The sequence below is a fragment of the Veronia nyctiphanis genome (genome assembly GCF_004116385.1).
Classification (GTDB): domain Bacteria; phylum Pseudomonadota; class Gammaproteobacteria; order Enterobacterales; family Vibrionaceae; genus Veronia; species Veronia nyctiphanis.
Genome location: NZ_PEIB01000001.1, coordinates 128,938 through 148,443, shown reverse-complemented (window position 1 = coordinate 148,443; position 19,506 = coordinate 128,938). Strand labels below are relative to the sequence as shown.

Below are 19,506 nucleotides of genomic sequence, written 5' to 3'. Positions count from 1 at the left end.
GCTCATTCAGGCCGTTGTATACGCCGTAGGCACTTCATCACTGAAACATGAGAACGCAGTGATTTCCGGGTGTTTGAACAACACTTCTTTGGCTAATTCACTGCTGTATATGCGAGAGCTCGGACCCGGCTGAATGAAATGCGCAGAAACATCCAGCTCCGCTTCCCGCATGGCATCGAGGTAACCCAACTTTCGCTCTACAAAATCTGAAAACGTTTCCTGACCACCGATAAACACAATGTTGCGATGACCAAGTTGAATAAGGGATTGGGTAGATAAAAACGTGCCCAAACGGTTATCCGCTTTGACAACCGGAGACACAGCGTTTTCAACTTCACGCATGATAGAAACAATAGGGAGCCCGCTGATATGAATGTTGTCTATCCACTCTTTCGTGGTGCCTGGTGCGGGCGTGATAATTATGGCGGCAATGTTGTATTCACGGAGCGACGCAACGAACCGACTTTGCCTCTCTAGGCTCTCGTTCAAATCCATAATGATGGGCATCATGCCCATTTGCTCAAGGTATGGTTCAAGCCCCATGAGAACCTGAGCGAAATAAGGACTGGTCAGATTATTAGAAAGAATTGCGACCATGTTCGAGGGCCCACCGCGCAAGCCCGCAGCGCCTCGATTGTAAACATAACCCAGTTCTTTTATCGCTTTGTTGACGCTCGCTTTCTTCTCGTCGCTGACTGACATACTGCCACTCAAAACAAGAGATACCGTCGATTTAGACACACCAGCACTAACAGCCACATCAATCATAGTGACCTTACTTTTGGAACGTTTCGACGATGCGTTCCGCTTTCCGTTACCTGGTGTATGCGTTTTTGTCATTACTATTCGATTCCGCCAGCTTTGAATTAAGCCAATGCGCTTTGGAACATTCCAAACCATTTGTTAAATCAATGTAGATTTCTTTTTAACAAATGTGAAATCGAAATATTCATATTAAATATATGCAACTAAATGTAGATGTTATTTTTTAACGATAATTTTTTTATGATAGTGAGATCTAGCTAGTAAAAATCAGCGTTGGAACGATACAAAATAATTAAGCGCACTCTTATAGAATCGAGTTAAATCTAGGAAAAATGAAATAAAAAAGATAACAGTGAATCATTAATGAGTTTTTCGGTTCAATAGTAACATAAAAATTAAAATTCAATAAAATCAATTGCTAAGGAGTTTCTTCACTGTCAGGTAAGAGTTATGACCTTTCGCAAGGTTCTATACACCAGAAGAGGAAAAGATATTTTTATCTATTTATTTTTTATATTTATAACTACTTAACTAAATTTACTCATCATTTAGTTACCTTATATAGATATCGCTAAAACTTATAAGACTCTAAAAATTATAAGTAAATTAATAGAATGATATTCTATTAGATATCCGACGCTGTATTATTTTGGAAAATCCAAAGCATGCATAAATAAACAGTACGAAATACGCTTATTTTTCTGATTAATCATACGATTAAATAAACGTACAAGTTAAGGCGAGTGTCCGCTGGACACAATGTCGAAAGATCAATTTCACCACCTCACTTCTAGATGCAAATTTGACTAACAGTTGGCAAAAAATGCTGTTGATGTCTTCTCCTACTTTGAGATGTCAGATTTAGTTACTAGGTCGCATTGCATTTTCACTCCTATAAACAATAATGAGAACCATTATCATAATAAACGGTTTATTATTTTATCTTGGCGCTCAACTCAGTAGTAAATAAAAAGGATCTAAAGGATGAAACAACTTATTTTGGCTCTTTGCCTGTTTATACCCTCCGTTCTTTCTGCTGCAGAACATGAAGTGAAAATGCTCAATGGAGGCGCTGAAGGTGCGATGGTCTTCTCCCCTGCTTACCTAAAAATCAGCGCTGGAGACACTGTAAATTTTGTACCGACCGATATTGGGCATAACGCCGAATCAACATTTACACCAACAGGCAGCGTCACGTGGAAAGGTGAACTCAACAAACCTGTCAGCGTAACATTTGATAAGGAGGGTGTTTACGCGTACCAATGCATGCGATCATGGCGATGGTGGGTATCATTCAAGTCGGGGAAGCGAGTAACAAAGACGAGTTTATGTCTTACGTGAACACCAAAGAAGCAGAGTTTGTGATTAATCAGGGGGCGGTTAAAAACTTACGCTGAAAGCGTCAAATAAGCTCCAAAGGCTTTATCAGGCTAATGCCGGGTTACTCCGGCATTTTCAGTTTTAGCGTGCGGGATGCGGCCGCAGGATCTTGCGCGCTACAAATAGCTGACACTAACGCTGCGCCATGCGCACCCGTTCGATAAATATCGCTTATGTTCGTCTCATTAATACCGCCAATAGCCACGACAGGAACAGGTGACATCGCTACAGCGTGTTTTAACCCATCGAGCCCCCATGCCTTAATTGTGTCTGTTTTGGTATTAGTAGCAAAAATAGCACTCAGACCTATGTAATCGAGAGGCTCATTACTGACATCAGCCAACTGTGACTCACTCTCAATCGATAAACCAATCAGCTTTTCTGGACCGAGCAACTCTCTGGCCTTTTTCACTGGCATATCTGACTGACCGAGATGAACCCCATCAGCATCAACAGCCAAGGCGATATCCACCCTATCATTAATAATAAGCGGTACACCTGCATCTGCCGTCACTCGTTTCAGCGCCTGTGCTTTGGTCAAAAATTGACGGGTACTCGCTTTTTTCTCTCTCAGCTGAACCATAGTTACACCACCTTCAATCGCTGTAGCAACGATATGAGTGATAGCATCTGTATCAATGTTTTCATCTGTCACTAGATAAAGCTGGTAAGGATTCATTCTTCACTCGCTTAGCTCGAAAAGGGACAGGCAAGACTGCCTGTCCAGAGTGGGTTCAGCCTATTTTCAGACGGGAAGTTAACTCATCATCCGTCAGGTTATAAAGCGCGTCGGTCAGATGTAACTGGAGACTACCCGGACCATTGGCTTTCTCTGCAGCGATCTCACCTGCTACACCCATGACAGCCGCAGCAGCAAGCCCGGTTTTCTCACCAACAGCGGCAAATGCGCCAGTCAGCGCACTCAATGTGCACCCCATACCTGTCACATATGGCATCATGACGTGACCATTCGACAACGTTGTTTCGCCCTCTACGGTCACTATGTGGTCAGTTTCACCAGAGACAACAACACTGGCACCATACTCGGCGACAAGAAAACGGGCGGCTGCCAGTGCATCACTGCTGGCATCTTGCGAATCGACACCTTTTGTCTGAGCACTCTCACCTGCTAGTGCCATAACTTCAGACGCATTCCCTCGAATAATGAGGTTGTCTGCTTGTCGGGCAATCTCACGCGATGTCTCCGTTCTCAGGCCACTGGCACCGCACCCTACCGGGTCGAGAATGACTGTCTTGCCATTTTTATTAGCCTCTTCGACCGCAAAACGCATTCTAGGCACCCACTGGCTGTCGAGCGTACCAATATTGATGACGAGCGCGCCGGAGAAGCTCATCATTTCCGCCATCTCTTCTTTTGAATGCGCCATGATTGGAGACGCCCCAATGGCGAGGAGCGCATTGGCGGTGTTATTCATCACCACATAATTAGTGATATTCACCACAAGTGGTTTTTGCTCTCGAACGCGCGCCAACGCATCAATTATTCCATCAAGTTTCATTGTCACTCCTTAACGCGAAATATCTAAACCTTGTTGCCAGAAGGCAACTTCCATTCGTGTCGCTGTTTTGAAGACATCAATAAGCTGCTGACCACGTGCGCTGTTCAGTTCGATGTCGGCAAGCAATGCATCAATTTGCTGTGCGCCTTGTTCGACACCTTGCTGAAATTCATCACCACCATAGAGATTTATCCAGCTTGCATAGGGGTTACCTTTAAGATCAACACTCGCTTCAAGTAATCGCTTACCGATTTGCGCATAGCCAATCGAGCAAGGCGCCAGTGCAGCAAATAAATCGAGAATGTCACCCGCCATGCCTGTATCAAGGACATAACGGGTATAAGCGACAGTGCCAGCGTCTTCTGGCTCTTGCTCAAGATCGGATTCTGAAATCCCCCATTCGGCACAGTAGGTAATGTGATGGTTAATCTCATGCTCCAACAATGCGTGGACGCTCGGTAAAGCCTGACGCATGTCTTTCAAGGTCCGCGCTTTGTAAATCGCCAAAGCGTAAGCACGGGCATACTGCTTGAGAAAAAGAAAATCCTGTTTGAGATAATGGAGGTAACACGCTTGATCGAGCGTGCCATCCGCAAGCTGGCTGACAAAACTGTGCTCTGTGTAAGCCTGCCACTCGCTCTGACATGCAGAGATTAAGTCCTTATGCTGCATATAATTTTCTCCTTTTACGACGAGTGCGCGATTAGTTCAGATCTGGCACATAATCAGCGGCTGCTGGCACTGACGCGATGATTTTGTGCTTGAACATAAATTGCGCGTAGTCGTCATAACGTTTCAAATCAACGGCAGACGGGCGGAGTGCAAAGCGGGTTAAGGTGTCTTTCCACGCTCTTTTGTTCAGCTCGTTGTTCAGGGTATCTGGCGAATAGGTAACAAACTCGTTCCATGCCTGATTCGGGTGATTCACGATATACGTCGTTGCTTGCTCAATCGCACGGTTAAAGGCTTGAATGGCTGCCTTATCATAAGTGTTCGCATTGGCAACAAAGACGAGCTCGTCATAAGCAGGTACACCGTGCTCTTCCGGGAAGAAGGCTTTTGACTCATAACCTTCAATGGCGAGCTGGTTCGTTTCAAAGTTACGGAACCCACCCCAGATAGCGTCTACCTTGCCAGAAGCCAAAGATGAAGACAGCGCCCAGCCAACATGGATGATTTCAACATCGTCATAAGCAACACCTTGGCTGCCGAGCATGGTGCCGATCGTGGCTTCTTCATTACCTGCTATCGCAATCCCGATTTTTTTACCTTTCAGATCAGACAAGTCTTTCAACTTTTTGTTGTCTAGTACCATAAGGGTATTCAGGGGTGTCGCCACCAGCGTCGCGGCTCTGATAAGCGGTAAACCGGCAGCGACATCAATGGTCAAGTTTGGCTGGTAAGAAATCGCGAGGTCTGCTTTTCCAGCTGCAACCAGCTTAGGCGGCATACTCGGATCCGCAGGCTCCTGCACAGTAATTTTTAGCCCTTGTTGTTCGAAATATCCCTTTTGCTGAGCAATGACAATAGGGCCGTGGTTGGGGTTGACGAACCAGTCAAGCATCAAGGTCATGGCTTTCTCTTGCGCCACTGCAGGCAACGGAAGTAACGCGCAGAACAAGAGTGACAGTCCTAATTTCTTCATCACAGATAAATTCCTTTTTACAGATTGGGTTGTCCTGGTCATGACCAGGGAATGAGCTTCTTCAATAAATAATCAGTCAAAAAATACAGGGCGATTGCATGAAAGAGAGTAAAAGCAAGGCCGCAAACATCTCATCAATCATCATTCGAGCATTCGCTTGTAACATCAGGTAACCAAGCCCCTCACTGGCCCCTACCCACTCACCAGCAACCGCACCTATGGGGGCAATAACTACGGCAATTTTTAAGCCAGAGGCGATTGAGGGCATAGCGGCAGGTAGCCTCACATGCCAGAGTTCCTGCCACTTTGAGGCACCCATGGTCTTGGCAAGGTCTAGGTACCCTTTGGGGGTTGAGTTCAAGCCATCAAAACAGCACGTCGTCACCGGGAAGAAAATAATGATTGCCGCCATCACGACTTTCGAACCGATGCCGTAACCGAGCCACAGCATCAGCACAGGTGCAATGGCAAAAACAGGCACTGCCTGGCTGGCTATAAGCAGCGGTAACATCCAGGTTTTTACCGGGCGAAACAGCAGCATTTGTAGAGCAAACACAAAGCCAACACTCAGGCCCAACAGTAAACCGAGCACTATCTCCTGTCCGGTTACCAGTGCATGCTTTAACAGAACGTCGTAACGATTAACCAACCGGAGGAACACCTCATCAGGTGCAGGCAAAATAAACCCCGGCAGATTAAACAGGCTCACGATGGCTTGCCACAATCCGACCAATACCATCAGACTGATGAGTAACCTGATCAGCGGCATACCCGTCGTTAAACGTACTTTTTTCTGCCCTCGGGTCAGACCTACCAGTGGTTCAAAGATTTGCATACGATCCTTTTGTGGCCCCCAGTAGTTCGAGGATGGCTTGTTGTACCGAGACAAACTGGCTGTCTATTGTTCTCGGGGTGGTTGTCTTTGGCACATCCATTGAAATCGCCTCAGTGGGTTTTCCGCTGAAAATGTAGATGGCATTTGCCAGACGCGCGGCTTCCTGTGGGTCGTGCGTCACCAGCAACACGGTTTTACCCGCCAGCAATCTCACCGCCAGTTCCTGCAGTTCATAGCGTGTCACCGCGTCAACAGCAGAAAAAGGCTCATCCATCAGGACGACTGGTTTGTCTTGCATCAGCGTTCTCGCGAGAGCGACTCTTTGCTTCATGCCACCTGACAGCTGGTCTGGATAATGACGCTCAAAGCCTTGAAGGCCGACATCTTTCAACAGCGCCATCGCTTTACCCAATTTGGCTGGTTGGTGAGAGAAACGTTCGCTCAGGCAAATGTTTTCGATAACGTTCAGCCACGGAAATAACAAATCCTGCTGAGCCATATAAGCAACGCGATCGCGGAGAACTCCGCCGTCAGATACCCACAGATCTCCGGTAACCAATGCTGAACCATCAAGTAAGCCCGCGAGTAAACGCAGCATGGTGGTTTTACCGCAGCCACTTTTACCTAACACGCACGTCCACTTACCTGAGGGCAGCATCATATTGAGCCCAGAAAAGGTCTCTGAATGAGCTTCGGGATAACGCACGCTCACACTGGAAAGTGTGATGCTAAGAGATTCATCCATGTGGGGTTAATGCGAAAAAGTGATGAACGGGTCCATGCCCTTCGCCGACTGAAAGCTCATCAGCGTGAAGAATAGCCTCGGAGATATAGGATTTGGCCTGACCAACTGCAGACTCAAGAACAGCACCTTGGGCAAGGTATGAAGCCAATGCAGATGACAGCGTGCAGCCAGTACCATGGGTATTTTGCGTATCAATCCGCTCAGCAATAAAGGGCGTCGACTGGCCGTCACGTAACAACAAATCCGTGCTTTGATTGTCATGAAAGTTATGACCACCTTTGAGAAGAATAGCCGCCGTTTCTAACTCACCGAGTGCCGCAACCATCTCATTGGATTGACTATCCTGACCCTCAACGCCCGTCAGAGCCGCGGCTTCTGGCACGTTGGGTGTGATGACGGTTGCCAAAGGTAAAAGGTGTTTCTTGAGCGCGTTAATTGCAGATGGTTGCAGTAACAAGTCGCCACTGGTCGCGACCATAACCGGGTCAAGGACGACGATCTCAGGTTGATATTGGTGTAACTTTTTGGCCACAGCTTCGATGATTTCCTCATCGGCCATCATGCCTATTTTGACGGCTTTAATATCGAAGTCAGAAAAAACCGAATCCAACTGCTGATTAATAAATTCAATGGGAACGGGATATATGCCTTGAACACCCTGAGTGTTTTGCGCAGTCAATGCCGTGATCACCGAGCAAGCGTAACTGCCTGTCGCTGATATCGCTTTGATATCCGCTTGGATACCTGCGCCACCTCCACTGTCGGAGCCAGCAATAGTAAGAACGATAGGAAGAGATTGGCGTGTATATGACGGCATGGCGTTTCCTTGTCTTGGACGAAGGAAACTGGAGGGAGACACAGGTGCTTAATTATGCCTTGATCAGGGATCTCTCATTGCGAGGGACTCGTCCTGCTGTCCTCATAGTTCCCTACGCCAGTATTATCTGATTCAGGTTCAACGGGTCTCGCAAAGCGATCTCAGCATGAAGCTCCCCGACTATTCGTCATTAGTTTTACTTTTTTTTGCAAAAAGGTAAAGCATCATAAATAGTCAGAGATGCGACATTAAGGAATGTTTATTCTGACCGTCAATATTAGCTAACTGATTAAAAGCCACCAGCGAGCCGTTAGAATGTGGCATGTCGACCAAAATGCCACTGAACACGCCGCCACCTTCTATCGTTCCGTTTCCAGCGCATGAACGCGGTTATGAACTGTCCAAACCTGATCTCTCAATCGACGAGCATCAATGGCAAGCAACACATCTCTTGATATTCACTCACTCTTTGATAGTACCAGCAGTTCCTCACTCACCAACAAAGGCAGGATGGAAACACAAAAATCACACTTTGAACATTTCATTCACAAGCATTCATTGTCTTCGCATTGCCGCCACAAAAAGCAATATTCAAAAAGGAAGCAGCATAGCGGCATTATCATCGAGTAGCTGGCTGTAATTTAACCAACCGACGCCATATTGGTCTTTCTTTCATCAAGTTGCATAAATATTTCCCACACGAAATTGAAGCTCCAACTCACCAAATGTAAATAATATGTTTCATTTTAACCGCATGGTTACATCGACGACCTCGCAATCCAAAATTCTTCATAACTGGTCTGATGTGTTCACTTCATAGTTTTGCATTATGTTTCATATGCTGTCACCTGGACGTATCTGAGGGTGTATCTGAGAGTATCTATATTTCATATTTAACAATTGCTTATAAGGAAATAAACAATGAGGAAAATGACGTTAGCCGCACTGGCGACTGCGATAATGGCATCACAGTCACCGGCTATGGCCTCAGCGGATATCGACCCACAAGTCGTGGGTGGTGTTGAGTCAGTTCCCTACTCGCGTCCTTACCAATCGCGCTTCTTATGAATGGCCGACAAGGTTGTGGCGGTACACTGATTGCTCGTAATTGGGTATTAACCGCTGCACACTGCCTCGATAGCGCTTCAACCTCTTCTCTAACCGTCAGAGTCGGCGCTCACAGCATGCGTGCTAATGATGGTCAAACTATTCGCGTACAACAAATTATCAAACATGAAAGCTGGCGTGGCGATTACCAAACGGGTTATGACATCGGTCTGTTGAAGCTGGCTTCTCCTGCCAGTGCTGAATATACGCCTGCAAAACTGCCTAGTACACAAATTGAGCAGCAGTATGCAGGTGTAGGAAGCCAAAATGTTATCGTTTCTGGCTGGGGTCTGACTCGCCACCGTGGCTCTCAAAGCGATGTGCTGCGTGAAGTTGCCCTCCCTGTACTTTCTAACTCTGACTGTAGCAGTCAGCTGAGCTCAAATGTTCCAAGTTCAGTCGTCTGTGGCGGCGGTAATCTCAATGGCCGTCAGGTCTCTGCATGTAACGGTGACAGCGGTGGCCCATACGCAGTACAAGTCGGCAGTGATGTCTACAGCATTGGTACAGTCAGTTGGGGCAGAAACTGTGTAGGCGCGACAGCATTTACCCGTACATCGAGCTATGTCAGCTGGATCCAAGGTAAGATCGGTATCATTGATGATGGTCCAACAGCAGAATTTACTCAGTCTGTAAACAACCTGACAGTCAATCTTACTGATACATCAACCGATGACGGTGTTATCGTTTCGCGTGAGTGGAACCTGGGAGACGGAACAACGGCAAGGGGGGCGAATGTAACGCATACCTACGCACAAAACGGCACTTATACGGTCACTCTGACGGTTACTGATGATGACAACCTGAGTGATACTCACGCTGAGTCGGTTAAAGTCGGCAAACCACCTGTGGGTGATTGCGAAATATGGTCTGCAACTAAGTCTTATGCGATGGGTGATGTTATTGCCTACAATGGTCGTAAGTACGAAGCAACCTGGTGGTCTACTGGTGCACGTCCTGACGTTTACACCAATGTGTGGAAAGACGTAGGCACTTGTGATGGCGATACTGGTGGTAGCCTGCTAAATGCCGCGTTTGATTACGCTAAATCTGGCCTGACCGTTAACTTCGACAACATGTCTTCTGCAAAAGCAGGGCTAAGAAGTGTTAGCTGGAACTTCGGTGACGGTGCAACCTCACAGTCAATGAACCCAAGCCACACATACTCTGCTGCGGGCACGTACAACGTTGTTCTCAACATTGTCGATAACAACGGTAAGACTGACCAAGTCAGCAAATCAGTCACTGTCACTGGCGGATCAGACGACAGCTGCGACGTGGAGGTATGGAGCGCGCAAACTGTTTACCTGCCAGGTGACCGCGCGTCAGTAAACGGTTCTGTTTACGAGTCTAAGTGGTGGGTACAAGGTGAAGACCCAACAGATTCTGGCCCATGGGGACCATGGAAATTGGTTGGCTCTTGCCAGTAAGACTTTGTTATCTGATAACACTCTATAATAAGTAACAACCCGGCCACGCACTGCTCAGCAGCACGTGGCCTTTTTCATTCCTGATGTTCGAAATACACCCGGTACGTGGCTGACCAAATCGGAAAATCAACATCCAGTAGATATGCGGAATAACGCGTCTTGTCTAGGCCAAAACAATTCACAAAGTAATCGAGCTTATTGACCGTAAATGATCTGCTGTTAAAAGACGAAGCTAATCCTGCGAATTCCACCACTTTCAATTTAGGAAAATCAGGTAATCTATCGGTCCACATATCACTACTGCGCAGGTGATTCTCATTGACCGTAGAATTACCCAGATAGCAGCCGATATTCACACTGCTTTGCTGATTCAAGGTTTTGTCGACCAACACCAACATGTTCAACTTCTTCGTCGGTAGTCTTATCGATACGCTGGTTGAGGTACAGCGACTACTTCCGGTTAATGGATTGATAAGCTGCTCTGGGTTACTGAACACGAAACCCGCATTGAAAGGGTTGGGGACACACTCATCAAAAACCACACCGGATTGCCCCTTGGGGTAACTCATACAGTTTTCATCGACCCCATCTGTGGTCAAATCTCCTGCAACGGCAACTTTGTAGGTAGGCGCTAAAAGCTGCTCACCACGTTGAAGCACTCTAGGAGCTTGTTCGCCATCAGGGTTTTCGTGAGTGTAGAACTGCACAAAGGGCGGCGCTTTCGTCGAGCGTCGCATTCCTTCTTTCGATATCAATGCCTGTTCGTGTAAATAGGTGGAGTTATCATCGCGAGGCGTCAGCGCGAAGCAACAAAACATGGAATCAACCGATGTACCGAGCAATGTCGACGCTGACATAAATAGCTGGCGGCGAGAGAGTAGATTGCTGTCTTGCGCTTGAATCGCAGTGTTATTTTCTAACAGGCGTTTCAGGCCGGCGTGACTCCGTGCAAAGCGCTGAACCGCATCACTGAATTGCTCAATAAATGCTTGAAGTTTTTCAATATCCCGTTTTTCGAGGTAGGTGCTGATACGCTGGCAAAACTCGTACTGCCCTTCAACGCCCGGCAAAGAATAAAGCACTTTCAGACCATCTTTGGCATTTTTGGCCGTGACAATTCTCTGGCTGTTGGAGCGGTTATACCCCGTCTCTTTTCGCAAGCCACCAATCGAATGTGCGTGTCGGGGAAGCTGAGAAAAAACATGGTGCAGGTGTTGTTGGTATTTTTCGCCCAGCCTGTTCAAGGCAATCAGGGCATCTTGCGTTAGAGTCATGACATATAAACGTTTTTTCCTCAACCGTAACAAAATACGTGCAGTATGCCAATCCAACCTACGAAGCGATGACATTGAGAGTTATGTAAGGCTTTGGCAATCTGTGCACCTTATTACCGAATATGACTTCAAAATCACGAAGTCGCATCACCAAAAGGCTAAAAATAGATGCAAAAGACACGCTATATTACCGTTGACCTTGAGGTTCGATCTTCGGCACCCTTCAACGCCTTTTGTGAATTTTTCGAGCAATACGATCTGTGTGCAATGTTGCTTGAGGATGAAGAGTCAGATGGGTGGATGAGCAATATCAGCCTGGATGCGATGAATAATGCCGAAACCTGTATCCAGCATTACCTTAGTGTACTTAAGGCAATGCCAGTACAGGCACGAGAAGATTGGAACAAGGCACACCATAGATGCATGAATATTGGCTATCATTCGTCATCGAGTGACTGGGGTTTCAGCGATCAACTCACCGCAGACACATTGGCAAAAATGGCCGAAATGGATATTGCAGTGGCTTTCACTCTGTACCCCATCGACATGCAAGATGACTATATCGATTGCTATGAGGATGAAGCACCCAATTAGCAACAACCAAGCTCAACCCTCGGCTACTCACATGCCTTTATCACCATGAACCACAGTTTATTAACCTTGATTGATAGTCACTTTATTCCGGATCAACAACATGCCGTAATGGTTTGATATAGTCATTAGAAGAACTGACAACCGTAAAGCAAAGACTACTGTTTCAGGAGTGAGGGTAACACCTCGTTGAGAAGTTCATCGCCTTATGCCAAAAACTCTTAAACATATTCAATAAGGAAAACAATGCCGTTACATTCTGATTACCCAATATGTAGAGATACAAATAAAAGCAAAACAGTCTGGGTCATTCTGGCTGGCGGACAAGCCAGAAGAATGAACGGCCACGATAAAGGACTGGTGACACTCAACAATAAACCGCTCGTTGAATACGTTAATGATCGCCTGACAGAGCAAGGTGCGCATATTGCTATTAATGCTAACCGGAATCAGGACGCTTATCGCCAATATGGCCCGGTGTTCAGTGACGTCTTTGAGGCTTCCCCGGGCCACTGGGTGGTATGCATGCAGCAATGAAACACTTGGATGTGGAATGGCTGGGGTTCGTACCCTGTGATTGCCCTAACCTACCCCACACACTTGTCGAGAAAATGCAAAACGCCATCAAACCGGAGACAGAAATCGTTGTAGCGCATGACGGAGAATATATCCAGCCAGTCGTCACAATGATGAAAAAAACTATCTTCGAAAAGCTCGACAAATTCCTGAAAGGTGGAGATCGAAAAATTGTGATGCTCCATGACCTCTGCAATACAGTAACTGTTGACTTCAGCCAAGAACACGATGCGTTCATCAATCTTAATACGCCTACCGAACTCAAAAAATATGGGCACCTATCATGACTGAAATTCAATGTACCCGCCCGATACTCGGTTTTGCGGCATTCAGTGGAACGGGCAAAACGACACTACTGGAAAAGCTGATACCTGTACTTACTGAATCAGGCCTTAATATCGCCATGATCAAGCACGCTCACCACAACTTTGATATCGATAAACCGGGTAAAGACAGTTACCGACTCCGAAAAGCAGGCGCCAGTCAGATGCTGATAAGCTCACGCTTCCGTCACGCGTTAATCACTGAAACACCAGACAAAGAGCCTTCACTCACTGAACTCGTACAGCGTCTTGACCTTTCAAGTATTGATTTAGTGTTGGTAGAAGGATGTAAGACCGAAATACTGCCCAAAATAGAATTAAGACGCGATGTACTCGGTAAAGAATGGTTACATAAAAGTGACAGCAACTTCATCGCCGTTGCCTGCGACACACCCGAACTCGAGACTTCATTACCTATATTGAACATTAATAATGTTGAAGATATCGCACGCTTCATTCATGAATGGATAAAAGCGCACGACAGCATAGAGAATAATTAACTATCCAGAAGTGATTATCATTAAGGCCACGACGAGATGGTCTAACGCCTTCAAGCCTGTCCACAACTTGGCCTTTTCGTAGCGTCATGAAAAATCGCTACTTCAATAAAAGGTAAGCAATGCTTACCTTTTTTATGCCCGACTATTTACCCAGCGCCTCTTTATAATGCATTCGGCAAACAGACACGTATCGGTCATTGCCACCAATCACAACTTGATCACCATCTGCAATCGCTTTGCCACTTTCATCAGTTCGGATCACCATATTGGCCTTTCTGCCGCAGTGACAAATTGTTTTAAGTTCAACTAATTTATCAGCCCACGCCAACAGATACTTAGAGCCTTCAAAAAGTTCACCGAGAAAGTCAGTACGTAATCCATAACAAAGAACAGGGATACGTAATTTATCGACCACTTCCGTGATTTGGTGCACCTGCTCTTTTGTCAGAAACTGACACTCGTCTATTAACAAACAATCGACTTTTTCATTACTGTGAATGTCTGAGACCGCCGCAAAAATATCATCTCCCGGACCATATAACTGAGCGTCTGCTTGTAATCCAATTCGTGAGCTGACTTTACCCTCGCCATATCTATCATCAATTGAAGCCGTAAAAATCAGGGGATTCATACCTCTTTCCTGATAGTTAAACGACGACTGTAAAAGCGTGGTTGATTTACCCGCATTCATTGCTGAGTAGTAAAAATAAAGCTGGGCCATTCAGTGCTCCAAGAGAAAAAAGCTGTGCGAATGCTACCTAAAAATATAGACATGTCAAAAATCGTTTTCTCACTCTCTAAAGGTGAGTGAACACACGTTCTTCAAACAATTGACAAGTAATTAAATTCGCAAAAAATATTTATTGAAATGAGAGATTGATAAAGGCCCTCTAACATGAGGGCCCTTATTGTTTAGCAGAGTCTACCTGGACGTCGAGACAACCAAGAAAAGTAAATACACACCAGACAAAAGACACACAACGATGCCACCAGCGCAATAAATACTGAACCGACAGCGCCGAGAATCAAATATCCAATACACGAAATGAATGCCACAGCCAACGCATAAGGAAGCTGCGTGATTACGTGATCAATATGATTACAACGGGCACCTGTTGAAGAAAGGATGGTGGTGTCTGAAATAGGCGAACAATGGTCACCAAATACAGCACCCGCTAATACTGCTGATAACATTGGCAACATTAGGGAAATATCAGCGGCAGCTGCCATGTCCCCCGCAATCGGTAACATAATACCGAATGTCCCCCATGATGTTCCTGTCGAAAAGGCCATCACAGCTGCCAATAAGAAAAGAACAGCAGGAAGCACCTGGACAGGCAAATTACCCTGAATAAGGCTAGACAAATACGCCCCTGTCGCCATATCGCCAATAACACCGCCAATGGTCCACGCGAACATCAAAATCAGGAGCGCACCGAACATTGAACGCGCACCAGCGAACAGTGTTTGCACAATATCGCCGATTGGCAAACCTTGTCTTAACACCATTAATAACGCAGAGAGGAAACCAATTAATCCACCAGCCAGCAACGAATGGCTCACATTAGTATTTTCGAAAGCACCAAGAAGGGTAAATACTTTACCGTCAGCTTGAAGTGTTTCAGCGCCTGTGTAGATCATCATGCCAACAGTAGCGAAGATGAGGACAATAATAGGGATAACTAAATCGGCAACACTGCACGATGGCTTTCTGTAATACCTAAATCATCATCCAGTGACCGTTGCTGCGAGTCATCTTGATCGTCTTTATTACCGAGACACGCCTGATATTCAAACTTTCGCATTGCGCCAATATCGAGTTGAAACCAGACAACAGCAAACACCATTAATAACGCAAAGATTGCGTAAAAATTCATCGGCAACATAGTCACAAATGCACTGAATGGCGTATACTCGGTCACACCATGGCTGATTAATATGCCGCCGATAACAGTAATAATGTAGGCACCCCAACTGGACGCAGGCATAACTACGCACATCGGCGCAGCGGTGGTATCAAGAATATAAGCGAGCTTTGCACGGGAAACGTAAAAACGATCCGTGACCGGACGACTGATTGCCCCGACAGCTAAACTATTGAAATAATCATCGACAAAAATAAAGACCCCTAAAAAAGCAGCCAGTAATTTTGCACCGCGTTTACTTTTTACTCTCTGCTGTGCCCATTCAGCAAAAGCGCGAGTACCACCTGATAGCGTCAATAACGCGGTGGTCATCCCCAAGAGAACAAGAAAAGTAAGAATGCTGACATTATGAGAGTTTACACTTCCACCATCGACAACAAGACCAAGAACGTTGTCTGAAATATAGGTAAGCGTTCCACCCAGTGAAAAGTCATTTAATAACAATGCACCAGAGAGAATACCAATCCCCAAAGATAACAAGACATGACGGGTAATTATCGCAAGGCCAAGCGCAATTATCGCGGGTAAAATAGAAAGGGAAGACGAAGAAAAGTCGATTAAATTCATGATCTCTAAATCAACCATATTGGTTGGAGATCTACTGCAGCAGCGAAAATCAGCTGGGGAAGAGAAACCAAAAAAAAGATAGGAATCCACATCTACAGTAGCGCTCCATAGTGAAAAACAAATACTATGGCAGTGTTGCAACTATTCATTAACAACCCCAACAAAACGACCTGATAAATACGTTCTGCTTCGGCGCTATTCCCTTTTACAAGTTATCAACAGCATCACCCTACAACTTGCTACTGATAAATAGCGCACCTCTACATGCATAAAGCAGGCGGTATTCTACGGACTGAATGTAAGTTTGCAACCCGAATCTTAATTCGTTCTGTAAGGTTTTTTCACCATAAGGATATGGGAACTAGGGCATACGGTGAGAATTTGGTCCATTAAATGATGAGAGTAGAAATAAATTAGCGTATTAAATTGAAGAATGAAAAAATTAAATAAACACTTTTTCTGTTTACAAGCACTATTATTTGAGATAATAAATGAACTAAAGTTTGCATTATTTATTTTAATATTGCTAATATTAGCCTGATTTAACTCATTTATTGAATAAAGGTATTTATGATGTCGGAAGCACTGAAAGTATTACTGAACCTGCGCAGCCTTCGCGCAACTGCTCGTGAATTGTCTCTTGAACAACTTCAAGAAGCATTAGACAAACTACAAACTGTCGTTACTGAACGTGAAGAAGCTGATGCTGAAGTTCAGGCACAAGAAAAAGAGCGCGTTGAGAAGCTCGAGAAATACCGTGAAATGATGATCAATGACGGTATTGACCCAGAAGAACTGCTTGCGTCAATGTCTGGCACCAAAACAAAATCTAAGCGTGCTTCACGCCCAGCGAAATATAAGTTCATTGACACTGACGGTTCTGAAAAAACATGGACTGGTCAAGGCAGAACACCAAAAGCAATCAAAGAACAACTTGATGCTGGCAAAACAATGGACGATTTCCTGATCTAAGGAAAAACAATTCCTCCGTCACAGTAATATCTTATCGATTTTTCGCTAATGCCTGCCGTTATGCAGGCTTTAGCAGAACCCTAGTCGTTCTGTAAGTCACTGTTGATAAAAAATAAGAGGCCATCGACCTCTTTTTTTTTATTTATCGCAAGAAGAAAAGATATCCAGTCAAAAGTTTCACTGGTTAAACTTTGAGCGCCTGATTGCAACTTGATAGATTGCAAAAATTTAATATGTAAGCGAATAAAACAATCAGTTTAATATGAATAAAGGTCACATTTTCACTTTAGTAGACACTCATTCAATACTAATATTAAGGCTCATCAATAAGACAAGCGCGTAAGATTTAATCACAGTACAAAAAGTGATAGTTTCTTTAAATCAGCCATATTTTATTCTGTCAGCTAAATTGCTCACTGCCAGCGCAAAGTAATGAGAACGGTTCCACCTTAAGAGGCTTTGGTAATTACCATAAACCAGATAGCTGTTTCCCTTTTTATCATCAGGTTGAATGAGCCAAGCTTCAATATCTAAGGATGGAAGTGGAAGGCCGCTGTATTTTTTCACACCTTTTGAACGCCAGTAAGCCAAAGGCTGTCCCTTGCTTGACTGAATACCTACAAGTGATGGATCAAAGTATTTAGGTACATTGACTAACCTTCCCCACGTGTACTTATCATCCAACCCGCTTGTTTTAGATAATTGGCAGATGAAGCAAATACATCTGGTAAACTCTTCCAAATATCTTTCCTACCATCGTTATTACCATCAACCGCGTACTTGAGAAATGAGCTGGGCATGAATTGATTTTGCCCCATTGCCCCGGCCCATGAGCCTTTAAAATCGCTCAGGTTGATGTGGCCTTCCTGCAATATACGCAGTGACGACATCAATTCTTTCTTAAAGAAAGCCTCACGACGCCCCTCATAGGCCATCGTCGTCAGGGCACTGATTACACTGTAGTTGCCAGTAAACGACCCAAAATTTGTTTCGATTCCCCAAAGCGCTACGATAAAGCGCGGTTGGACACCATATTCACGGCCCACTCTTTCTAGCAGGGCTTTGTGCTTGGCATACACTTTTTTTGCTTTTTGGGCTTTCCATTCAGGTACGGCAGACCTCAAATAGGTATTAAGCGTTTTTCTTTTTTCAGGTTGATTCCTGTCGGCTTTTACCGCTCTCGCCTTATATTCAACACCCTTGAATGCCTCTTTGACCAACTGAGCATCGATACCTGAGGCAATAGCCTCTGTCTTTAACTGCGCAACGTATTTATCAAATGATTCACGAGCCTCAAGGTTCATCGCTGTAAAAGACAGCACTGAACCCAAAACCAATTTACACATTCCTTTGCGCATAACACCCTCGCTAAAGTTTTGTATTCTGAGCTCTGATATGAGCCAACGTCTGATCTGGAAGTGGAGGCATTTGTAAAAAGAAGCCCTCTTCATCAAGACTTTGACGTACTTTTTCAATATCAACCACAGCGAGCTTTTCACGCTTCGCCAGATTCAGCATCATAGCAAACTGAGGTTTACCAAAGTTTGACAACAAAACTTCCGGAACATCACTGAAATCATCTTTATTTTTTACATAAAGATACATTCCATCTTTTTTGGAGCTTTTATATATGGCGCAAAACATCGGGGGATCCTTAATACAACATCAAACCGGGATAGACCCTTGGGGTAGAACCATCGCTCATAAATAGAACGTGATCAGAAAATATTCGTTTAAATGGCGATAAATCAGACACAAAAAGGCATTCCGCTTGCCGCCTGTTGCAGGTAAATATACCATGCTAGAAACTGTCTGATAATGCAGATTAACGCATTATTTATTTCGCTCGCTGGAACCAATCCTTATGACAAAGAATGCAGAACTCAAAGGCAGTTCATTTACCTTATCCGTTTTACACCTTATGGATGATAACCTGAGTGATGCGGTAAGTTTTCTCAACGATAAAGTCGAACAGGCACCGGCTTTTTTTGATGGTGCCCCCGTTGTTATTGATATATCGACGCTTCGAGAAGTTCCAGATTTTAACTTGTTACGTGAAGCACTTGCACCGACAGGAATGATTATTGTCGGCATCACGGGTTGTAAAAATAATGACATTAGAGTTGCCGCGAAACAAAGCGGGCTTGCTGTCATGTCATCGGCAAAAAGTACCCGTATTAACGACCCGGTTCAAATTCCCACCAAGGTTGTGACTGCTCCGGTTCGTTCTGGACAGCAAATATACGCAAAGAACTGCGATCTGGTTGTATTAAATCATGTGAGTGCAGGTGCCGAAATTATTGCAGATGGTAGCATTCATGTTTACGGCGTATTACGTGGTCGGGCCATAGCAGGTGCCAGCGGTCAAAAAGAAGCAAAAATCTTCTGTCAAGATATGCAATCAGAGCTATTGTCGATTGCAGGCACCTATTCGCTGAGTGACACTATACCCAGCGCTTTTATTCAACGCTCAACCAGAGTGTCTCTGGACGGCGAATCATTAAAGTTTGAACACCTCACATTATAAATACCAA

16 protein-coding genes, 5 pseudogenes and 2 riboswitches are annotated in these 19,506 nt (G+C 45.0%); of the genes and pseudogenes, 8 read left to right on the top strand and 13 right to left on the bottom strand.

Annotation, left to right across the window (positions count from 1 at the left end; translation table 11 throughout):
• Positions 1-6: 6 nt before the first annotated feature.
• Positions 7-840 carry a LacI family DNA-binding transcriptional regulator gene (locus CS022_RS00685; RefSeq protein ID WP_235869169.1) on the bottom strand — a complete coding sequence of 278 codons (834 nt, stop codon included), beginning with the start codon at positions 838-840 and terminating at the stop codon, positions 7-9.
• Positions 841-1,749: 909 nt separating this feature from the next.
• Between CS022_RS00685 and CS022_RS00680 the strand changes: the two genes are divergently transcribed.
• Complete coding sequence (locus CS022_RS00680) at positions 1,750-2,106, top strand: plastocyanin/azurin family copper-binding protein (protein WP_201746173.1); 357 nt, start codon at positions 1,750-1,752, stop codon at positions 2,104-2,106.
• Between the two features lie 100 nt (positions 2,107-2,206).
• Here the strand turns inward: CS022_RS00680 and thiE are convergent, their stop codons facing one another.
• The 7 genes and pseudogenes from thiE to thiD form a co-directional block, all read right to left on the bottom strand.
• Positions 2,207-2,824 (bottom strand): thiamine phosphate synthase, encoded by a 618-nt coding sequence (gene thiE / locus CS022_RS00675; protein WP_129120670.1) that lies wholly within the window; start codon positions 2,822-2,824, stop codon positions 2,207-2,209.
• Between the two features lie 55 nt (positions 2,825-2,879).
• Positions 2,880-3,665 carry a hydroxyethylthiazole kinase gene (thiM, locus tag CS022_RS00670; protein WP_129120669.1) on the bottom strand — a complete coding sequence of 262 codons (786 nt, stop codon included), beginning with the start codon at positions 3,663-3,665 and terminating at the stop codon, positions 2,880-2,882.
• A gap of 9 nt (positions 3,666-3,674) precedes the next feature.
• Positions 3,675-4,337 (bottom strand): thiaminase II, encoded by a 663-nt coding sequence (gene tenA, locus CS022_RS00665; protein ID WP_129120668.1) that lies wholly within the window; start codon positions 4,335-4,337, stop codon positions 3,675-3,677.
• A gap of 31 nt (positions 4,338-4,368) precedes the next feature.
• The gene (locus tag CS022_RS00660) at positions 4,369-5,310 is read right to left on the bottom strand and encodes an ABC transporter substrate-binding protein (protein ID WP_129120853.1); all 942 of its coding nucleotides are present in this window, start codon (positions 5,308-5,310) and stop codon (positions 4,369-4,371) included.
• 38 nt (positions 5,311-5,348) lie between these two features.
• Positions 5,349-6,079 (bottom strand): annotated as a pseudogene (locus CS022_RS00655) (ABC transporter permease).
• Between the two features lie 52 nt (positions 6,080-6,131).
• A complete protein-coding gene (locus tag CS022_RS00650; RefSeq protein WP_129120667.1) occupies positions 6,132-6,890 on the bottom strand; it encodes an ABC transporter ATP-binding protein in 759 nt (252 codons plus the stop codon).
• Positions 6,883-7,707, bottom strand: a complete 825-nt coding sequence (thiD, locus tag CS022_RS00645; protein ID WP_129120666.1) for a bifunctional hydroxymethylpyrimidine kinase/phosphomethylpyrimidine kinase — start codon at positions 7,705-7,707, stop codon at positions 6,883-6,885. The genes CS022_RS00650 and thiD overlap by 8 nt, the downstream gene beginning before the upstream one ends.
• Positions 7,708-7,799: 92 nt before the next feature.
• A riboswitch (TPP riboswitch) is annotated at positions 7,800-7,896 on the bottom strand.
• A gap of 732 nt (positions 7,897-8,628) precedes the next feature.
• Here thiD and CS022_RS24740 point away from each other — a divergent pair.
• Both CS022_RS24740 and CS022_RS00640 read left to right on the top strand, forming a co-directional pair.
• On the top strand, positions 8,629-8,775 hold the full coding sequence (locus CS022_RS24740; protein ID WP_161569510.1) for a hypothetical protein: 147 nt from the start codon (positions 8,629-8,631) through the stop codon (positions 8,773-8,775).
• Positions 8,772-10,244, top strand: a complete 1,473-nt coding sequence (locus tag CS022_RS00640) for a trypsin-like serine protease (RefSeq protein WP_129120665.1) — start codon at positions 8,772-8,774, stop codon at positions 10,242-10,244. The genes CS022_RS24740 and CS022_RS00640 overlap by 4 nt, the downstream gene beginning before the upstream one ends.
• A gap of 74 nt (positions 10,245-10,318) precedes the next feature.
• Here the strand turns inward: CS022_RS00640 and CS022_RS00635 are convergent, their stop codons facing one another.
• Positions 10,319-11,518 (bottom strand): hypothetical protein, encoded by a 1,200-nt coding sequence (locus CS022_RS00635; RefSeq protein WP_129120664.1) that lies wholly within the window; start codon positions 11,516-11,518, stop codon positions 10,319-10,321.
• Between the two features lie 168 nt (positions 11,519-11,686).
• Here CS022_RS00635 and CS022_RS00630 point away from each other — a divergent pair, with 168 nt between their 5' ends.
• The 3 genes and pseudogenes from CS022_RS00630 to mobB all read left to right on the top strand — a co-directional run.
• The gene (locus CS022_RS00630; protein WP_129120663.1) at positions 11,687-12,112 is read left to right on the top strand and encodes a hypothetical protein; all 426 of its coding nucleotides are present in this window, start codon (positions 11,687-11,689) and stop codon (positions 12,110-12,112) included.
• Between the two features lie 243 nt (positions 12,113-12,355).
• Positions 12,356-12,972, top strand: a pseudogene (gene mobA / locus CS022_RS00625) (molybdenum cofactor guanylyltransferase MobA).
• A pseudogene (mobB, locus tag CS022_RS00620) lies at positions 12,969-13,481 on the top strand (molybdopterin-guanine dinucleotide biosynthesis protein B); the annotation flags it as partial. The pseudogenes mobA and mobB, both read left to right, overlap by 4 nt.
• A 169-nt stretch (positions 13,482-13,650) precedes the next feature.
• Here the strand turns inward: mobB and CS022_RS00615 are convergent.
• Together CS022_RS00615 and CS022_RS00610 are read right to left on the bottom strand one after the other, a co-directional pair.
• Entirely contained in the window at positions 13,651-14,229 is a 579-nt protein-coding gene (locus CS022_RS00615) for a thymidine kinase (RefSeq protein ID WP_129120661.1), read from the bottom strand.
• A gap of 191 nt (positions 14,230-14,420) precedes the next feature.
• Positions 14,421-16,000: pseudogene (locus CS022_RS00610) on the bottom strand (Na+/H+ antiporter NhaC family protein).
• Positions 16,001-16,090: 90 nt separating this feature from the next.
• A riboswitch (Lysine riboswitch) is annotated at positions 16,091-16,271 on the bottom strand.
• A gap of 302 nt (positions 16,272-16,573) precedes the next feature.
• On the opposite strand from CS022_RS00610, the gene CS022_RS00605 reads away from it, so the two are divergent.
• Positions 16,574-16,972: an H-NS family histone-like protein gene (locus CS022_RS00605; RefSeq protein ID WP_129120660.1), complete on the top strand. Its 399-nt coding sequence runs from the start codon at positions 16,574-16,576 to the stop codon at positions 16,970-16,972.
• Positions 16,973-17,353: 381 nt separating this feature from the next.
• On the opposite strand, the pseudogene CS022_RS00600 reads toward CS022_RS00605, so the two are convergent.
• Positions 17,354-18,330, bottom strand: a pseudogene (locus tag CS022_RS00600) (lytic murein transglycosylase).
• A 10-nt stretch (positions 18,331-18,340) separates the two neighbouring features.
• Entirely contained in the window at positions 18,341-18,616 is a 276-nt protein-coding gene (locus tag CS022_RS00595) for a YcgL domain-containing protein (RefSeq protein WP_129120659.1), read from the bottom strand.
• 220 nt (positions 18,617-18,836) lie between these two features.
• Between CS022_RS00595 and minC the strand changes: the two genes are divergently transcribed.
• Positions 18,837-19,499, top strand: coding sequence for a septum site-determining protein MinC (minC, locus tag CS022_RS00590; RefSeq protein ID WP_129120658.1), 663 nt, complete (start codon positions 18,837-18,839; stop codon positions 19,497-19,499).
• Positions 19,500-19,506: the final 7 nt, after the last annotated feature.

Excerpts from the sequence above, each read along its gene's own strand:
- CS022_RS00685 (WP_235869169.1), bottom strand. The coding sequence starts at position 840 with ATGACAAAAACGCATACACCAGGTAACGGAAAGCGGAACGCATCGTCG.
- CS022_RS00680 (WP_201746173.1), top strand. The coding sequence starts at position 1,750 with ATGAAACAACTTATTTTGGCTCTTTGCCTGTTTATACCCTCCGTTCTT.
- thiE (WP_129120670.1), bottom strand. The coding sequence starts at position 2,824 with ATGAATCCTTACCAGCTTTATCTAGTGACAGATGAAAACATTGATACA.
- thiM (WP_129120669.1), bottom strand. The coding sequence starts at position 3,665 with ATGAAACTTGATGGAATAATTGATGCGTTGGCGCGCGTTCGAGAGCAA.
- tenA (WP_129120668.1), bottom strand. The coding sequence starts at position 4,337 with ATGCAGCATAAGGACTTAATCTCTGCATGTCAGAGCGAGTGGCAGGCT.
- CS022_RS00660 (WP_129120853.1), bottom strand. The coding sequence starts at position 5,310 with ATGAAGAAATTAGGACTGTCACTCTTGTTCTGCGCGTTACTTCCGTTG.
- CS022_RS00650 (WP_129120667.1), bottom strand. The coding sequence starts at position 6,890 with ATGGATGAATCTCTTAGCATCACACTTTCCAGTGTGAGCGTGCGTTAT.
- thiD (WP_129120666.1), bottom strand. The coding sequence starts at position 7,707 with ATGCCGTCATATACACGCCAATCTCTTCCTATCGTTCTTACTATTGCT.
- CS022_RS24740 (WP_161569510.1), top strand. The coding sequence starts at position 8,629 with ATGAGGAAAATGACGTTAGCCGCACTGGCGACTGCGATAATGGCATCA.
- CS022_RS00640 (WP_129120665.1), top strand. The coding sequence starts at position 8,772 with ATGAATGGCCGACAAGGTTGTGGCGGTACACTGATTGCTCGTAATTGG.
- CS022_RS00635 (WP_129120664.1), bottom strand. The coding sequence starts at position 11,518 with ATGACTCTAACGCAAGATGCCCTGATTGCCTTGAACAGGCTGGGCGAA.
- CS022_RS00630 (WP_129120663.1), top strand. The coding sequence starts at position 11,687 with ATGCAAAAGACACGCTATATTACCGTTGACCTTGAGGTTCGATCTTCG.
- CS022_RS00615 (WP_129120661.1), bottom strand. The coding sequence starts at position 14,229 with ATGGCCCAGCTTTATTTTTACTACTCAGCAATGAATGCGGGTAAATCA.
- CS022_RS00605 (WP_129120660.1), top strand. The coding sequence starts at position 16,574 with ATGTCGGAAGCACTGAAAGTATTACTGAACCTGCGCAGCCTTCGCGCA.
- CS022_RS00595 (WP_129120659.1), bottom strand. The coding sequence starts at position 18,616 with ATGTTTTGCGCCATATATAAAAGCTCCAAAAAAGATGGAATGTATCTT.
- minC (WP_129120658.1), top strand. The coding sequence starts at position 18,837 with ATGACAAAGAATGCAGAACTCAAAGGCAGTTCATTTACCTTATCCGTT.